This window comes from Candidatus Rhabdochlamydia oedothoracis (genome assembly GCF_019453995.1).
In the GTDB taxonomy this organism is placed as follows: Bacteria; Chlamydiota; Chlamydiia; order Chlamydiales; family Rhabdochlamydiaceae; genus Rhabdochlamydia; species Rhabdochlamydia oedothoracis.
Genome location: NZ_CP075587.1, coordinates 1273759 through 1291503 on the forward strand (window position 1 = coordinate 1273759; position 17745 = coordinate 1291503).

At 36.9% G+C, this 17745-nt stretch carries 13 protein-coding genes and 3 pseudogenes; 7 read left to right on the plus strand and 9 right to left on the minus strand.

Going from position 1 to position 17745, the window contains the following annotated elements; genetic code table 11:
- Nucleotides 1-86 precede the first annotated feature (86 nt).
- Entirely contained in the window at nt 87-1169 is a 1083-nt protein-coding gene (locus RHABOEDO_RS07065; protein WP_215216549.1) for a glycosyltransferase family 9 protein, read from the minus strand.
- Nucleotides 1170-1258: 89 nt separating this feature from the next.
- On the opposite strand from RHABOEDO_RS07065, the gene RHABOEDO_RS07070 reads away from it, so the two are divergent.
- Nucleotides 1259-2524, plus strand: coding sequence for an MFS transporter (locus tag RHABOEDO_RS07070; RefSeq protein WP_215216550.1), 1266 nt, complete (start codon nt 1259-1261; stop codon nt 2522-2524).
- Here the strand turns inward: RHABOEDO_RS07070 and RHABOEDO_RS07075 are convergent.
- From RHABOEDO_RS07075 to RHABOEDO_RS07095, 4 genes and pseudogenes are all read right to left on the minus strand, one after another.
- The gene (locus RHABOEDO_RS07075; RefSeq protein ID WP_220017486.1) at nt 2492-3364 is read right to left on the minus strand and encodes an RluA family pseudouridine synthase; all 873 of its coding nucleotides are present in this window, start codon (nt 3362-3364) and stop codon (nt 2492-2494) included. The genes RHABOEDO_RS07070 and RHABOEDO_RS07075 overlap by 33 nt on opposite strands.
- Nucleotides 3345-4829 (minus strand): leucyl aminopeptidase, encoded by a 1485-nt coding sequence (locus RHABOEDO_RS07080; protein ID WP_215216552.1) that lies wholly within the window; start codon nt 4827-4829, stop codon nt 3345-3347. The genes RHABOEDO_RS07075 and RHABOEDO_RS07080 overlap by 20 nt, the downstream gene beginning before the upstream one ends.
- A 5-nt stretch (nt 4830-4834) precedes the next feature.
- The gene (gene ssb, locus RHABOEDO_RS07085) at nt 4835-5263 is read right to left on the minus strand and encodes a single-stranded DNA-binding protein (RefSeq protein WP_215216553.1); all 429 of its coding nucleotides are present in this window, start codon (nt 5261-5263) and stop codon (nt 4835-4837) included.
- Between the two features lie 290 nt (nt 5264-5553).
- Nucleotides 5554-5674: pseudogene (locus RHABOEDO_RS07095) on the minus strand (IS5/IS1182 family transposase); the annotation flags it as partial.
- Nucleotides 5675-5901: 227 nt separating this feature from the next.
- On the opposite strand from RHABOEDO_RS07095, the pseudogene RHABOEDO_RS07100 reads away from it, so the two are divergent.
- Nucleotides 5902-6159 (plus strand): annotated as a pseudogene (locus tag RHABOEDO_RS07100) (IS481 family transposase); the annotation flags it as partial.
- Between the two features lie 104 nt (nt 6160-6263).
- On the opposite strand, the gene RHABOEDO_RS11140 reads toward RHABOEDO_RS07100, so the two are convergent.
- Nucleotides 6264-10127 carry an autotransporter outer membrane beta-barrel domain-containing protein gene (locus tag RHABOEDO_RS11140; protein ID WP_215216556.1) on the minus strand — a complete coding sequence of 1288 codons (3864 nt, stop codon included), beginning with the start codon at nt 10125-10127 and terminating at the stop codon, nt 6264-6266.
- A gap of 175 nt (nt 10128-10302) precedes the next feature.
- Nucleotides 10303-10431, minus strand: a complete 129-nt coding sequence (locus tag RHABOEDO_RS11145; protein WP_256439893.1) for a hypothetical protein — start codon at nt 10429-10431, stop codon at nt 10303-10305.
- 247 nt (nt 10432-10678) lie between these two features.
- Between RHABOEDO_RS11145 and RHABOEDO_RS07110 the strand changes: the two genes are divergently transcribed.
- Nucleotides 10679-11107: an IS110 family transposase gene (locus tag RHABOEDO_RS07110; protein ID WP_281069578.1), complete on the plus strand. Its 429-nt coding sequence runs from the start codon at nt 10679-10681 to the stop codon at nt 11105-11107.
- A 66-nt stretch (nt 11108-11173) separates the two neighbouring features.
- Here RHABOEDO_RS07110 and RHABOEDO_RS07115 read toward each other — a convergent pair whose 3' ends face one another.
- Nucleotides 11174-11554, minus strand: a complete 381-nt coding sequence (locus RHABOEDO_RS07115) for a winged helix-turn-helix domain-containing protein (protein ID WP_215217433.1) — start codon at nt 11552-11554, stop codon at nt 11174-11176.
- A 57-nt stretch (nt 11555-11611) separates the two neighbouring features.
- Nucleotides 11612-11756: pseudogene (locus tag RHABOEDO_RS07120) on the minus strand (IS481 family transposase); the annotation flags it as partial.
- Between the two features lie 744 nt (nt 11757-12500).
- On the opposite strand from RHABOEDO_RS07120, the gene RHABOEDO_RS07125 reads away from it, so the two are divergent.
- The 4 genes from RHABOEDO_RS07125 (at nt 12501) to RHABOEDO_RS07140 (ending at nt 17700) form a co-directional block, all read left to right on the plus strand.
- A complete protein-coding gene (locus RHABOEDO_RS07125; RefSeq protein ID WP_220017488.1) occupies nt 12501-13565 on the plus strand; it encodes a hypothetical protein in 1065 nt (354 codons plus the stop codon).
- A 284-nt stretch (nt 13566-13849) separates the two neighbouring features.
- A complete protein-coding gene (locus RHABOEDO_RS07130) occupies nt 13850-14458 on the plus strand; it encodes a hypothetical protein (RefSeq protein WP_215217435.1) in 609 nt (202 codons plus the stop codon).
- 179 nt (nt 14459-14637) lie between these two features.
- Nucleotides 14638-16347: a signal peptidase I gene (lepB, locus tag RHABOEDO_RS07135; protein ID WP_215217436.1), complete on the plus strand. Its 1710-nt coding sequence runs from the start codon at nt 14638-14640 to the stop codon at nt 16345-16347.
- A 171-nt stretch (nt 16348-16518) separates the two neighbouring features.
- Entirely contained in the window at nt 16519-17700 is a 1182-nt protein-coding gene (locus tag RHABOEDO_RS07140; RefSeq protein WP_215217437.1) for a DEAD/DEAH box helicase, read from the plus strand.
- Nucleotides 17701-17745: the final 45 nt, after the last annotated feature.

Genomic DNA, 17745 nt, shown 5'->3' on the forward strand with positions numbered 1-17745 from the left:
CTGCTTTCACTGCAAAAATATCGACAGAAGATATCCATAAGATTAAAGAAGCTATTTCTGTTGCAGAAAGCCATATTGATTTCTCTTTATTGCAATCTGTTCTTAATGGTAACTAACCATTCAGAGCAAACCTTTATTAAATGATGGGTATCAAGATTTTTTAAACAAGCCCCTGTAGCACATTTTCTTAAAAGAGGACAACGAGACCAGAACTGTACTTGATAGGGGCAGCTCCCTTGTATAGAAAAATGCTGTAGCCCAATCGGTCGATAGCGCTCTGCTAGTGAAGGCCCAAACATGCTAAAAGAAGGAGTATTGGTTGTTGCACATAAATGAAGAGCAGCTGAATCCACACAAATAACTCCATCCATTTCACTCATTAAACTTTGCCATAAAGGTAAACTCAGCTCTCCTATACTCAGAGATTGAGATTTAAACCTTTGAACCATATAATCAGCTTGTTGTTTTTCAGATCCCGTGTGGTACACAAAAAGGAAGCATACGGAGTACTGGGTGCTAATGTGGGTTAGTAAAGTACATAAGGTTTCCACCTGTATCTCTTTGTTTGGCCAATGAGAATGCGCTGCTATCATGAGACGTATGGGTACTTTAAGAGATCTATTTGCTAATAGAATTTCTAATCTATTTTTTTCTAGGAATGTTAAATTCATAGAAATTGATTGCGGCAAAAAAATTGCATCATCGTTAAAATAATGCTGAATCAATTGCAAATATTTCATTTGCGCATTGAGCGTTTTAGCAAGAGGTATTTTTCTTGTGGTGACTAAAAGATTGATTTTTTCTTGTACGTGAGTAGAGTCAAAACCAATTTTTTCTTTAGCCCTTGCTAAGAAAGTTACACAGGCTGATTTAGCATTTCCCTGCAAGTCGAATAATAGATCGTATTTTTTAGAGCGCAGGTTTTTAAGAGTGCTAAAAAAAGTTTTCCAAGCCCCTAAAGAAGAGCGCCAGGCTTTAGTATTAATTACAATAATATTGGAAAGCAAAGATGAAGCTGATAATAAAGAAGCATTTGACTCTTCTACCACCCAATCAATCATTGCTTCTGGGAATCGAGCACGTAAATATTGCAACGTTGGCAATGTTTGAATAACATCTCCAATGGAAGAGGTTTTAACTAAAAGAATAGAAAAAGAGGAGCTTTGCATATCAAAACAGAATATCCTTCAGTAAAATATAGCCAAAGTAAAAAAATCATGATAAAATTAAAAATTTATTTTATGTGAGTATATAAACAATGAAATACATAGGATCTTCACGACAACCAACAGCTCTTTATTACATCGCTTTAACAGAAATTTGTAGGCGTATAGCCTTTGGAGCTATTGCTTATTTATTTTTCTTTTATATAGCCGACTTTCAATATTTTACAGAACACGCTTCCGGTCAAATAGGAACCGTATTTTTATCAATTACTATTTTTCTACCTATATTAGGTGGATTCATAGTAGAACGCATTCATTATCGTCTCTCTGTTATTTGGGGTATTTTATTAAATGCAATAGGCTGTTTTCTGATTTTAACCAGCTCTTTACCTTTTCTGTTTATTGCTCTTGTTTTGGTAGCTTTTGGAAATGCTTTATTTCAACCAGGTAGCTACGCTCTCTTAGGTACCTTTTATCAACAAAAGCCTCATTTAAGAGACTCTGGCTTTTCCATTTACTATGCCCTCATAAGCTTAGGGCAGCTTTCTGCATTTTGGATCCTAAACTCCTTAGCTGATTTAAAAAACCTACAGGCAGCTTTTGCAATAACAGGTAGCATTGGATTGATTGGTTTAATCCCCTTAAGTATAGCTTTAAAGCAATATAATAGACTTAAACTCCAAGCTGCAGAAAACGCTTTTTCTCCTCTTCACAAGCAGGAAAAAGATCGAATTTGGGTAGCGGTCATCCTCACCTTATTTTCTATTGTTTTTTGGATAGCTCAAGACCTAAGCCACACGACATTAAGTCCTTTATGGATCGAATATGGTCCCTCTATGATTAGACTTCTACCCTTTGATATGCAACTCTTTAGCATACAGAGCTTATATCTCATCTCAATTGCGCTTGTTTTAGCCAAAATCTATCTTTTTTCTTATAAAAAACGCTCTTATAGCAATGCTATCTTAAAAATTTCTCTCGCTTTTTTCATCTTGAGCATTTGTTTTGCCATGTTTACTTTAGATAGCTTCGAGCTAAATTTCGGCTCCTATGTAACTAGTTCGGTATTTACCGTATATTTTTTCGTGGTTTTGGCAGAGCTGCTGCTAGCTCCTATTGGTCTTTCTTTAATCACACGCCTATCCCCGCGCCGTTACACAGCTGTTTTAATCGGTATTTGGATTACTTGCTTCAATGCTGCTTTTTATTTAAGAGATTTAGCTTTTTTATTTATTCCAAGTCCCGTTTCTCCACATATGCTTTTTGAAACCGTTGCGATAGCATTGATCATCATCGGTCTTCTCGTATTTGCTCTTTCCAAAAAATTAAATCGCATGTGTCATTTTGAGCTCTTTTAAGCACTCTTTAAAATCCTCTGGAATTTTAGCCTTGACTGTTATTATTTGATGAGAAATAGGATTCGGGAAACGCAAGATATACGCATGCAACAAATGACGTATAACAGAGGTTCTGCAAAAAAAATGTTTTGCATAGAGGGTATCGCCTAAAATGGGATATCCCATATAACTTAAATGTACACGAAGCTGATGCGTCCTACCGGTCATTGGTTGGCATAGAAGAAGAGAAGCGGTTTTACTACGCTTTAAACAACGCCATAAAGTAACAGCTCTTTTAGCACCAGGTTTAGTAGCTACTCCATATAGGCTCTGTCCTTGGTAGTTTTTTAATTTTGCAATAGGCTTATCTATTTTTCTTTCCTCTTGCAAAACTTGCCCATCCACTAGTGCTAGATAAAACTTTTCTACAGAGTGCTCTTTAAATAAAGCAATCAATTTTTGTAAAATGAGTTTATTTTTCACAAAAATTAAAGCACCTGATGTCTCTTTATCCAAACGATGACCCAGTAACCATCTATCTTTTAATAAAGGTTGTAGGGACCGCATATCACTGATTAACATTGCGGGTTTGTTACAGATAAGCAGGTGTTCATCTTGATATAAGATTTCTAAGTGTTTTGGATGAAGAGTTTGGGGCTGATATAAGATCACCACATCCCCTATCTTTAGAGGATGGGTAGAAAAGCGCTCGACGATTCCATTTACAGTGCACAACTTTGTATCAATTGCAGATTTTAGAGACTTAACCGAGATGTCTGTGCATTGCAGCCTTAAAAACGCAAGTAAAGACATCCCTTTATACTCTCTTTCCAATTGAGCTTTACACAGAATCTTTTTCATCAAAATGCTCAAGAAAATCTATCGTGACTCTTACCCCAGCCCCTGTAGCTAAAGTGGGATGATAAGATTTAGACTTTGATAAATAAGCCACTCCTGCAATATCTAGATGCGCCCAAGCTGCTTTTTTAATAAATTGCTGTAAAAAAGCCGCTGCTGTGCAAGAAGATGCAGGACGGCCTCCTATATTTTTTAAATCAGCAATCTCTGATTTTAGCATTTCGGTATACTCTGGGTATAAGGGAAGACGCCAAAGCCTTTCATCTGTCCTAAGAGAGGCTTTTTGTAAGCCCCTTACAAGAGAGTCATTATTAGAAAAAAGACCTGCAGCCTCTTCACCAAGTGCAATCACAATTGCTCCTGTTAAGGTAGCAAAATCAATCACAACAGAAGGAGCATAGGTATCTTCAACATAAGAGAGAGCATCTGCTAAAACAAGTCTCCCCTCCGCATCTGTATTACCTATCTCCACCGTTTTTCCTAAGCGACTGGTATATACGTCCCCTGGTTTATAGCTACTAGGGCCTATTGCATTTTCTGCTAGAGCAAGCACACCAATGACGTTTCTTTTAATTTTTAAGCTGCAAAGGCTCTGTATTACACCCAATACACAAGCGCTACCAGCCATATCGCTTTTCATCGTCTCTATATAACCTGTAGTTTTTAAATTAAGACCACCTGTATCAAAGGTAATTCCTTTTCCTACAAGAGCTATTTTTTCTTTAGAAGAAGGATCTCCCATATATTCTAAAACAACTAAAGCAGGAGGTTGAACACTCGCTTTTCCCACAGCTAGCAATAAATTCATTCGCTCCTTTTCTAATTGCTTTTCACGTAAAACGACAACTTTAAGCTTTTTGCAGTCTTTACTTAAATCCTTTGCTGTTTTGATTAAACCTTCTACATGAGAATCATCCGCATTGCTATTCACTAAATCACGTGTAAGATATACCCCCTGCAGAATCTGTTCTACTTTCTTTATTAAAAAAGCATTAGATGGCTCTACACCGCAAATGCATGCATTCTCCAAAGGTGGGTTAAAAGGAATGCTTTTAAAGCAATCAAAGGCGTAATTTGCTAAGATTAACCCTTCTAAACTAGCTCGTATGAAAGAAAAGCCTTCTTTTTTGCTAAAAAAAGGCAGAAGTACATTACAGCTTTTGATCTTTTTAGCTCTTAGCTGTTTGACCGCACTTGCATAAGATTGCCGCAAGGTTTCTTCTTGACAATCAGCTTTTTCTCCTAGTCCTAATAAAAGAACCCTCTTTTCTATTCCTTTTTCGCGGTACAATAAAAGCGTTTCCCCTTTTTTACCAGAAAAGTCATCTAGAGGAATCTTTATAAGGACATCAAATTCTTTTAGTTCAAGAGCTATTTGCGCTTGAGTCTTTGTTTCCCATACAGGACATATCACAGCATCGGCGTATTTTCGTTTTTTTAGATCGGAAATATGGGTAATTTTAATCATAGTAATTAAAAAGGAATCTCCTCTTCTGCATCAAATGGTTCGTTGCTTAAAAGTGGTTTAGCTTGAATGCCCTCTTCTTTTAGCGGGGCATCGGTTGTTTGGCGCTCATCTGCCCTTTGATCTGTGCGACCAAAAGGACTAAACATGATATTATGAGCTGTAATTCCTGCTGAAATCTGAGGCTTTCCCTCTCGATTTGTGAAGATTTCTAAGTCCATTTCTCCTTGAACTATAATAGGGCTACCTTTCTTAAAATAAGCCATCATTTTATCAAATTGTTCGCCCCAAATAGTCACTCTCCACCAAATTGTTTCGTCTTTTCCAGCCTTACGCGTGCGTGCGGCTACACGTAAAGTAGTAACTTTTCGACCCGATGGGGTGAATTTAACTTCTGGATCAGAACCTAAATGTCCAGCAACTGTAGCTTGATTCATAAAAAATATCCTCGTATTTTTAAAAGTGATGCTACAAAGAGTATTTCTTGTAGCTACTAAAATAAGCAAGCAGTTTTCTTTCTAAATCAGAAAAGTCTAGAGAATTTAAGAAGATTATACATGCCATATCAGTATTTTTAACACTTTAAGCATTAATAATTACAAAGCTTGTTTTCGCTTTCCGACCAATGCTTTTTCTGACCTCGCCAACCCATTTTTTTTAAAACTATTTCAAGAACACTCTTAGAATTTTTATCATCTTTTTTATTCCAAAGATGGAAATAATAATCACAAAAAAATATCATATAGATCAACTATTCGTGGACGTGTTTTTTTGCGTGTAGACTCAAGTATTAGATGGATTTTGCTAAATTGTTTACGAGAGATATCGCTTGGATAAGAGCGGGCCATAATTACTTCCAAAGGTTTTATGAAAACTATCATTATACCTTAATGAGAAGATTTTAAACAGGCTCTTAAAGAATTATCCTTTACTAAAACCTCATCTACCCCACTCAATTTATAAATTGTCTTGTCGTGAAGCTTGTTGAAGAGCCGGATGCGGTAGTTCCGCAAGTCCGGTTCTGTGAGGGATGCGTAATGAAAGTTACGCATCTAATCGATAGAGGTTTCATCAGACGATTGAAAATGAATTTTATGCATCAGCATTTAGGCAAAAAGTTTATCATAGTCTAGAAGAACTGCAAATGGATGTGGATAAATGGGTAAAAGAGTACAATGAAGAGCGAGTCCACTCTGGGAAATATTATTATGGGAAGACACCATGGCAAACATTTCAGGATGCAAAGCATCTAGCACAAATGAAAATGCTAGACACATTACACCAAATTGATATTGTCAATGAAGTGCTATCTGTCAATTCAAGTTCTGTCTAGGACATGTTTTTTTAAGTATTTATATGTTCTTTTTTGTGCACTTCGAGGTTGAACGGGCACTCTCAAAAGTTTAATTTTGAAAGAAGTCTACTCCCAAACTGGCGTTAAAACTTCCAATCCAGTGCCATGTTTACTTGATTAATCTTTGAACCATTTCCAAATTTTCCATCATAACCTAAAGAAATGCTAAAACCGTTTTGAGAAGAAACAGAAAACTGTGCTCCAAGGAGAATTTGATCGGTTATTTGATGAAAACTAGTAACTGAAAAATCTGATTTACAAAATGTACCTTCTCGAAAACTAGCAGTGTAATGTCTTCCTGAAAGGGGTGTTGTTCTTAACCAACCCACGTTAACGCTGGGTACTAAACACATATTGCAATAGAGCCATTTTTTGGCAAGTTTCATATTAATTAGAAAACGTAAAAATGAAGCATATTTTCTTTTTACAGACAAGTTTATAGAATTGGCTTTGTTTTCTTTAAACGCTTCTTGAAAAATATTCAATTGATCTAATAAAATCTCTGGTTGAAGAAAGAAATTACAGTAACGCTCTAATCTAAAACCCGCTAATATGCTTTCTGAAATGTTCCAAATTGTAGGAGTGCTGTCTGCATTGCGAGATATCCCTGGAAATTTAATTTTTCGATGCACATCATAAAAACTTCCTGTTCCTAAAACAAGAAAGTCAAAATAAAAATTCTCAGAATTATATTTTAAACAAGGACCTAGATATCCTGAACTTGCACAGGCTTTTCCTGCTTGTTGTTTCCAGTCTAGCTGAGACTGAGAATAACCAATACCAGCGCCTAAACTCCAGTTATCAGTAAACAAATGATCTATCCCAATAGTAAATCCATAGGTTTGATTTGTAAAACCAATTGCTTCGTGACCAATCTCAGGACGACTATCTTGTGAATAAACAAATCCTAACGGGTTAAACCAAATGTCTGTAGGTTCACAATCATTTTCATAGCAACCGCCTCTTTGGTTTTCTCCTGATAAAAAGAAGGTATTTACTACACTAAAATTGTTTTCTAATTCGTTTAAGGCAAGCGCTCCGAATTGAGAAGGGGTTAATCTATTTAAAGCTTTTATATACTGATCTGTGGGAAGAACAAGTAGAGCTTTTGCAACTGTGTCAATATCAGTTTCAGCAAAATCAAAAGAAGAGCAAAATAGATAATCCTCTACAGCACCCGCGTTACCCTTTGGCCTACTAGCACGAATAACTATAGGAGGAATAACTATAGGAGGAATAATTAAAGAATCGGTAAGAATAAGGAGTTGCACCTCATTAGAAAGATAATTGATGGTATAATCAACAGGGTAAGTGCTGGAATTACTGCTAAATTCCCCATTAACGGTAGGATCTGTAGGATCTGTACCTGCGGTAAGAAAAGTATAGATTGTCCCCGCTGAATAAGTCCCAGGGGTAGGATGTACTTGTAAGGCTCCATCCAATGTGGCAATTCCTGTAACCTTAAGTAGATCTGTTGCTCCTGCTTCATTGATTTCTATGACAAGCTCTCCAGAATCCGTTTGCGTATAATCTCCATCTATGGTTAGTGTACCAATAGAATTACCAGGTTGCACACTACCGTTATTAGTTACATTGCCGATCGCTGTTCCACCCCCCCCAAGTATGGCATTAGTAGCTACGGTAAACGCACCTCCTAACTTATTATTCACCAGAAGAGTTCCTGCATTAATATTAACAGTCCCTGAAGAAAAGCCTGACGAATCATTAGTAAAATTTACCACTCCAGGTCCTTGTTTAGTTAAAATCCCGGATCCTGAAATAATGCCAGAATAGGTTCCTGTTTCCGCTTGATCAAACACAACTGTACTATTGTTTTCAATACCCTGTTGTAAGCTCGTCGTGTTTCCTACTAATACACCAGCATTTACCGTTATTCCTCCTGTGTAGCTGTTGTCTCCGGTTAAGGTAAGCGTTCCAGTTCCTTGTTTGGTAAAAGATCCTGTTCCGCTAATCACTCCTGCGTAACTGGTATTATTAGAGGTTCCTTCGATCAGAGTCTTTGTTCCTAAAACTATAGTTCCGCTACCACTTAGATCGCCGATGGTTTGTGATGAAGCTGTGATACCACTAATATCAAAGCTGCCTGTGTTATTAATAGTAACAGCTCCTTCAGAAACAAGCGTTCCATCTTCGGAAAGGGCTAAGATCCCCTGATCAATTGTAGTTCCCCCACTATAGGTGTTAACTCCGGTCAAGATCAGATTTCCACTATTGGATTTAATTAGGCTAGAATCACCAGAAACGATGCCTGAAAGGGTTAAAGTAGAATTAGATTCTACATTGATAGTTCCTAGTCCTAAAAGGCTAACGTTTCGAGCAGAAGAAAAGGACATTTGTGCTTTAAGGGTTCCTCCGTCAAAACTAATCCCACCAGATGGATCTCCTAAGTTACTATCCTGTGAAGCAATTAGGAAACCTCCATTAATATGCGTTCCTCCTCTGTAACTATTTACTCCAGATAAGGTGATCATTCCTGTATTCTTTTTAAGAATCCCATTATCAAAATAATCTTCAGGTGCATCTGGATCAGCTTCAATAGCAAAATTTGCATTCCAGTTGCTTTCTCCATCTAAAATGAGCTGGGCGTCTTTAAATAAAAATATATCCTTTGCGTATCCTTTACCAGGAGTTGCTGCCCCAGTTTCAACAGGATTCCCATCTGTACCAGTTTTAACTCCGGCTTTACCTATTTCAGTAGTATTGTCCTGTATGGTGGTTGGATTAAGTAAAATGAGAGTAGCTCTTTCGCCTACAAAAACCGCGCCTCCTAATGCTCCTCCTCCTCCTCCTGCTCCGGTATTATCTCCTCCATCTCCTCCAAAAAAACCTCCTTTTCCCATTTGCCCTGAGCTACCGCCGCCGCCGCCGCTGCCAAAACCTCCTCCTCCTCCTCCGGTTAGTCCACCGCCGCCGCCGCCGCCAAAACCTCCTCCTCCTCCTCCTCCTCCAGAATTTGCGATTTTTCCGATGCCACCAGCACCACCACTTCCAAAACCTCCTCCTGCTCCTCCTGTTGATGGACCAGTATCTGTAGCATTTCCACCACCGTTTCCACCACCACCGCCAATGCCAAAGGAGGCTGCTGGGCTAAAACCAACACCACCGCCGCCACCACAGTATCCTCCTGCAACCGAGCCATTTCCAGTTGCTGATGCCCCAGAGCCTGACCCGCCACCAGGACCAGGAGAATTACCCGAAGAGCCACCGCCACCGTCACCGCCACCATATCCCATTGCATCATTTAATTCCGAAAGTGAAACTCCTCCAGATGCTCCTTTTCCAGGCATAAAGCCTCCTCCGTTCCCTTGATTTTGTTCGGACGAGTTGGGCGCGTTTTTATTTGGAAGACAACTGATTCCACCTCCTCCACCCGCAACTGGTAACGGATTTGCATCGCTGGTCATCACATTTCCTCCAGAACCGCCTTGCGCCTTGTTATTTAAAAGCTCTACATTTGAATTGAATGTAACAACATCATTAAAACCGATAAAAAGAGCTCCTCCAGCCCCTAATCCTCCTCCTCCACCTCCTCCTGCAGAGTCTCCTCCAGAACCTCCAATAGCACCTCCATTTTTTAGGGTACAATTTTCAATGGATACTGATAAGGAAGGTGTAAAAGGAACCGTACTGAATAAGCAGAATTGATTGTTATTTCCGTCGATAACTTGAGGGGTAGACCCAGAAGCGGTAATATCTACTGAGCTTGCGATAAAGGGTAAATCAGTTTGAAGAATAATGGGAGAAAGGCCCGGGTTAATAGTTATCGTGTTTGATGAATCAAGTGAGTTATTAAGGTCTACGATAGCTTTCCGAAGGCTTCCCTCCACTTCATCATCTAGGTTATTTGTAACGGTAAATGAACCTGCCCAGGATAATGCTGAAAAGACAATCGTACTAGAAAAAATAAATAGACCCAAATTTTTCATTTTTTTCTCCTTTTATTTTACTATTAATAGATAAATAAATTATTTTTTATTTAAAATAAAAAAATATATATATAATAGAATTTTTGGGGATGAAGACAAAAATTACGCTATGGAAGGTGCTAAATAGGGTAAAGATGGAGAACGGAGCTGTTATTGCATATATAGTAGTGCCGATTCAAACGGCTAGCTTAATGGGGTTCCAGTCAACGACTTGAAACTTGTCGTTAATCCTACATTTCAAAACATCTGTTATTTTCGGTATCTCTTCTAAGAAGAATCCTCTAATTGCCTGAAAAAAAGTCACCGACGTTTCGTAATATCAATTGTATATAGTAGTGCTAATTCAAACGGCTAACTTAATGGGATTTAAGTCAACGACTTGAAGCTTGTCGTTAATCCTATATTTTTCTATGCGATTGAAATTGCACACAAAGAAGGGGTTGCTCCTTAAACGGAGTAGGATAAACTCTCCAATATAAACGAGATTTTTTCAAATCTCAAAACCGCTCATTAAAGAGCAAAAAAATGAGGAGCAACCCATAAAGCATTATATTGGATTAGATGTATCAATGAAAAGAACTTTTATCTGTGTATTAAATGAACAAGGTAAGATTGTCCATGAAGGTTCAGAAAAAACAGATCCTGATTTACTAGCAGATTATTTTTCCAAAAGAGATTTTCAAGAAATCGTTGTTGGCTTTGAAAGTGGATGTTTATCTCATTACCTAGTCACAGGATTTAGAAAAAGAGCTATAGATCCCCTATGTATGGATGCAAGGAAGCTGAGTACGATTCTTGCTTTGAAAATAAATAAGACAGACAAAAATGATGCACGAGGAATCGCAGAAGCCCTTCGATCAGGTATGTATACACGAGTACACTGTAAGCCCCAAGATTCAGTAGAAAAAAGCATTTTGTTAGTTTCCAGAAGAGCGCTAATTAAACAGCAAACGCAGAAATACTGTAAGGGGCTTGCTTAAAAGTTACGGAATACGATTGGGATCTGTGGGATCCAAAAGATTTTCGTCTGTGGTTGTAAAGCAGAATTAGATTGCGCATTGATAGAGTCGGAAGAAAGAGTTGTAACTTCTAAGCGCTTTACATCTAAGGCTCCATTGATTAATAAGTTTACGTCCTGTGTTCGTTAGCAATATAGCTTTAGATCCTTTTTCATACCATCCATAAGAGGGTTTGGAATTGTGTTGAGGATGAACCCCATCTAGATAAAGCAGTTGATCTGTTTGAGCGAGTTCTTTTTCTAGTTTTTGTAATTCTTGTGAAAAAAGCTTTTTTGCTTCCTCATTCACTTTTCCAGGAATCAGCTTAGGCTTTTTATAGGTGAAGTTTAAGCGGTGCAGTAAAGAAAACGTAGCTGATGGTGTATAACATATTCCAAAGTGGTCTTTGGCAAATAGGATTAACGACAAGTTTCAAGTCGTTGACTTAAATCCCATTAAGTTAGCCGTTTGAATTAGCACTACTATATACCCCATAGGATAAGAAGTAAACTTCTTCTTAAGGGGTTTTTCACCTTTTGTTTCAGGCAGACGACTTATCCCGTGTCTTTGTAAGCATCGATGAAGGGTAGATCTTGTAAGGTTAAGGAATAGTGGACTGTAGAGTATATAGTAGTTTCGATTCAATCACATAGAAAATCTTTTTTGTGCACTTCGAGGTTGAAAGGGCCATTTCAGGAAGAGACATTTTCCCCTTAGGGCCTCTTGAAAATTTGCCTTTAGTAATTAAATGTTGCTCCCGTTGCTTGTTAAAATCCTTCCAAAAATCCTCTATAGAGCAGTATAATTCGACAAGCTTTTCCATTTTTGGCCTCTTTTTGTTGTTGTTTTTTCGCAAATGAACTTGTACAACATTAAGAGGTCTTTTTGCACTGCTTTTTTGTCTTATCTTTCCTATTCTTAGTTAATTAAACTCAACACTGAGGTTTGTAAGATAGAGCAGCTTTTTCAAAAAAACCCAGTTATGCAATTCTTAATTTGAAATCAAATTCGAAACTCCACTAGAAGTGTTTAGGAGATTATCTACAAACATGCTATGCTCGAGTGCACAATAGATGTTTTTTCAAGTATTTATATGTTCTTTTTTGTGCACTTCGAGGTTGAAAGGGCCTTTAATATTAGTACAAAACCAAGGGAATAAATGTCTTCATTTTAACCTTCTTGAACTCAATAAAGTTTATTTAGGTATTCTTGCTTTAGTCAAGATGATTTTTTAATAAAATATTATTTACAGTTAATGATAATTAAAATAGTAAATTGATTATAGAGTAATTATAAAAATGACTTATTAAAAATGCGCTAATTTGTAAAAGCACAAAATAGACTACGGTTTTTTGTGCTTATCAAAAATATTCGAGTGGGATTTAAAGTCTTTTTACGTACAATTGCCAAAACCATGAAGAAATTGATCTATTTAGCCTTATGTATTTTTTCTCTGCCTTTTAGCGTCTACACTGCACAAAGCACCACCTTGAAAAACCGTTTTGAAAAAGGCTCTCCTGGTGACTTTATTGTAACCGCTCAAGAGGGCATCTATACCATTTTAATTCTGCGTCATAGGGAAAAGAACCAACTCATTCTAGAGGAAATTTCTATTCCTCAAGCGCAATTGGAAATAAAGAAAATACACTGGCAAAACTGGCTAGATGAAAAAGCACCAGGACATACTTCTTGGTCCCTTTTTGAAATCGATTTAAGCCAAGGAAAACTCATTGAATCCTACTCAATTAATAAGCAGAGTTGGTTATATATCGACTCTTCTGAATTTCTTTTATCTAAACTATTAGAACTGCCGTTGTATAAAGTGAGTAAAGAGGCACGAAAGAAAATTGGACCTCCTCCTGGATCAGGAGAACAGGATTTTAGATCGATCTGGAATCCCCCTTTGGTTTGCTCTGGAAAAGCGCTTAAGAAACCTAGTTTTGCAGTATATCAAGGACAATGGCCTCATGATCAATCGATCATTGAGGATTGCTTGATCGATTTTTACTTCTCCTCATTAGACCCTCTTTTTCCTTTTCCTTATTGGCTTGAAATACAAAGCACTCATTACACTCTAACTATCCGCGCAATCGATTCGGGAAAAGGATTAATTTCTCCTATCAAAGGAACAATCCCTCATCGGTTGCCAAACATTACCGTTGCTACGAAACGCAGTCCTGAAATGTGGACCATTTCTATTCAAGCCCCTGTATACTGCCATAATCTTAAGCTCTATGCTATAGAATCAGATTCCTTAAGTGAGGCAATTTTGATTCCTTTCCAATTAAGACTAGGCTCTGGTGAAGAAGTATTTATAGATATTTGTCCTGCTGCTTTACATAAAATATTAAAAAAAGGCTCTTATTACCGGTGGGTTTTAATTCCAGCATCAGACAGTCTTGTACAGATTCACTCATGGGAAAGCTTTCTTTGGGAATAAAACTTCTTTCCTGCTTGGTTGTTCGTAAATTAGACAACTTATCAACAAGCTTTCCACAATAAAATTAATTTACCTTTGCTATGTTTACTTATCTAAAAAAACCTTAGACAATAAGTATTTAAACTGTTTACAATTAGAAAGATAAAAAATTATCTCTTCTCTTTTTCCTACTCTTAATTTGCTCTTAATAGAATACTTATACAAGGGTTATCGATTTAAGTTGTGAACATTTTTCCCACAAAGAGAAGAGCTTAAAAAACGCAAATAATTTATATTTAATAAATATGAAAAGCCCTACTTTATTAGAAATTTCTTCCATCTATTTTCCTCATCGTTTTTATCGAATTACCTTCTCCCCTAGTCTCTCCAATCTTAAACTAGATGCTTCAAAAAAGACTTTTTTTCAAAAGATTCACAGCCAAATTCAAGAAAATCCTGAAAAATACCTATCTGCTTTAGAAGCATTTTATAAAGATCATCTCGATATTCCGGAGGTGGCTAATTTATTAGCTTTTGCTTACCTGAGATTAAAAAAAAGTAAACAAGCAGAAGAGCTGATTAAAATTACCTATGATCTGCATCCCTCTTATCTATGTGCTAAAATCAACTATGCTGATCAATGTTTGCGATATAAGAAAATCCAAGAAATCCCTGCTATTTTCCATCATAAACGTGATTTATTAGAACTTTACCCAGATCGCTTTTGCTTTCATTACTCAGAGTTTCGTGGGTTTATGGTTTGCATGGGGTTTTACCACCTTGCATGTAAGAATCGCGATTATGCTGATAAACATAGGTCTGTTGCAGAAGAGGTGGATCCCTTACACCCAGGGGTTATTGCTTTGAAAAACGCCCTAAAGAAAAGATTTTGGAATTTTTTTTATAGAAGATAAAAAGCTTGCTCTCTTTCTAAAAAACCCGTAAATTCTCTTTTTATAATGTTCTATCTATTTAAAGAATTTGAGTAACAATGTGGTTTTTTTATAAAAAAAAAATATACTCTCTCAGGCAATCTAAGCGTTATCTAATCCAAACGTATCATCTCTATAAAAAGAAAAAACACAAATTACCCTTGGATACCCGTAATGAGATAGAGGCTTCTTTAACCACTCTACAAAATGCGATCTTACAAAAAGATAGAACTTTAGCCGATCGACTAGCTAAAGAAGCTCAAGGTTTTAGCCTGACTTGCCTAAAAAAGGGGTCTTTTGACTACTTCCGAGATGTGGTAATTGGGGTATTTATCGCTTTAATCATTGCACTCTTAATCCGTCAAATGTGGTTTGAGCTCTATGAAATTCCCTCTGGATCGATGCGTCCTACTTTTAAAGAAAAAGATCGCTTAATTGTATCTAAAACAGATTTTGGAATCAATATTCCCTTAAAAACAAAACATTTGTATTTCAATCCCGATCTAATAAAACGTAATTCCATTGTGATTTTTACTGGAAAAAACATGGATATCTATGATGTAGATACTATGTATTTTTATCTATTCCCCGGGAAAAAACAATACATCAAGCGTCTCATTGGTAAACCAGGCGACACTCTATATTTTTATGGTGGACAGATTTATGGAATCGATAAAGACGGCAAGGATATTACCCAAGAGCTGCAATTAACCTCACTAAAGCAAATTGAGCATATCCCTTTTATTCATTTTCAGCGCAAAGTCGAGATTTCTCATAAAAACAACAATTCTCTTGTTTTCTATCAAATGAACGAACCTGTTGCAGAGTTTAATCTACAAAAAAACCAAGCTAAAATGCTTCCTATTTCTGGTTTTATTACAGATTACAGCGATTTATGGGGCTTTAAAAACTTTGGTATGGCAAGGCTGCTTAGCTTAGAAGAGCTAAAAGAGTTCAACGTAAAAGAAGTACCAAAAGGGGTGTTATATCTAGAGATTAAACACCATCCCTCTTTGCAGTCTGTGCAATTAACAAAAGATGCGTATAAAAATGTATATCCCAAAATACAGCTAAGCACATCTATTATTCCACTACAAGAGAGTCATCTAAAGGCGCTGATGCAAAATTTATATACAGCGCGATTTGTCGTAAAAGATCACCAAGTGTGTCGCTATCCTAATATGTGTCTGGAAAAAAAAGCCTTTGCTCCTATTCTTGCCGATGTACCGGATGGGTGTTATGAATTCTATTACGGCAAGGCTTGTCGCGTATTATCGCAAGGAATTACCGAGGAATTGCCTCCCTCTCATCCTTTATATACATATAGTCCACAAAATGTGCAGCTCTTTTTCAATCTTGGAATAGATTGGGATAATCGGTTTTTAAACAAAAAGAAAGAGCAACGATTAGTACCATCTCGTTATGCGTATTTTCGCAATCAAGATTTTTATCTGATGGGAGCGCCCATCTTAAAACATGATGATCCCTCTCTTACAGAATTTATCAGAAAAGAAAATTCTTCCCCTACTCCTTTTATAGATTATGGACCTCCTTTACTAAAGAATGGCAATCTTGATGTGGAATTTATTAAAAAATATGGCCTTACTATTCCACTAAAAATGTATCTTGTGTTAGGTGATAATCACGCAATGAGCTCAGATAGCCGTGATTTTGGCTTTGTTCCAGAAGATAATTTAAAAGGAAGTCCCAGCTGGATTTTTTGGCCTCCTGGATCTCGTTGGGGAAGGCCCAACCAACCTCTTTATCCTTGGATAAGTCCGCCAAATCTCATTGTATATGGCTGTGGAGCTGTAGGACTTATCTTCTGTTTATATCGCTGGATCAAAAAAAATAAGCTACCCATTCTATGATTTTTTTTTACGTTCTTATAAGGTTTTTATAAATACTATTCTTTTTTAGAATTTAAGAGATCTTGTTTATATTATTTAGTTTTGTTAAACTACTCATTATTCTTTTGCATCTTCTCTTTAGTCGTTGCAAATGATTAATCTATGCAATGCTACTTTAAGGTAAGTAAAAAAATGACAAGTAAAAATTTCGAAGATCTCATTCAAGAACCATTAATTCTTCAAGCAATTCAAGATTTAGGGTTTACAACTCCCTCAGATATTCAACAGCAAGCAATCCCAGAAGTTCTTAAAGGGAAAGATTTGCGAGCTTCTGCACAAACAGGAACAGGCAAAACAGCAGCTTTTATGTTGCCCTCTCTTTGTCAGTTATTAAAAAAGTCTCCGACTCGAGGACCCAAGATCTTGGTTTTGGTTCCTACACGTGAATTAGCCATGCAAGTAGTCGAAGAAACGGCCAAACTAAGTCGTCACCTTTGCCATATAACCAGTGTTTTTATTTGCGGAGGAATTCCTTATCATATCCAAAACCGAAAGCTTTCAAGAAATTTCGATATTCTGATTGCAACTCCTGGCAGACTCATTGAATGCTTGGAAGAAAAACGCATTGATCTATCTAATTTGGAAATGTTCATTTTGGATGAAGCGGACAGAATGCTCGATATGGGCTTTATTGAACCTGTTGAGTACATAGCTTCTATGACACCTAAATCTCGTCAAACTTTGATGTTTTCCGCTACTTATGACAAGAAGGTCTTAAGACTTGCAAATAGTTTGTTAACAAACCCAACGGAAATCATCGTCAAAAAGAAAGCCGCTAGCTATGACCTAATTGAGCAACACATTCGAAAAACAAATAACTTGGAGCAAAAATATAAACTTTTAGATGAGATTTTATCTGATCCAAATATAGAACAAGCTATTATTTTCTCTTCTACTCAAAGACAGACAGAAGAAATCGCTGATAAATTATGCTATGGTGGTCTAAAGGCAGCAGCTCTACACGGTGGAATGAATCAACAACAAAGAACGAGGACTATGAAAAAACTTCGCAATGGAGACATTAAAGTAATAGTCGCAACGGATGTAATGGCTCGTGGAATTGACATACCAGAGGTTAGTCACGTAATCAATTTTGATCTACCTAAGACATTAGATGATTATGTCCATCGTATTGGAAGAACAGGTCGTGCAGGGGCTAAAGGAAAAGCTTTTTCCTTTGCTTCTTCTAGGGATTATCAAATGCTTGGGGAAGTGGAAAGATTTATTGATGATCCTAGTGACTCTTCCCCTAAACCACAAAATAGAAGTAGAGGAAGAAGTAGAAGTCTGCAATCAAGAAGACGTTCCAGATAACTTTTGTAAAAAAATAGATGTAAAACCCTAAAAATTGGAGATGTC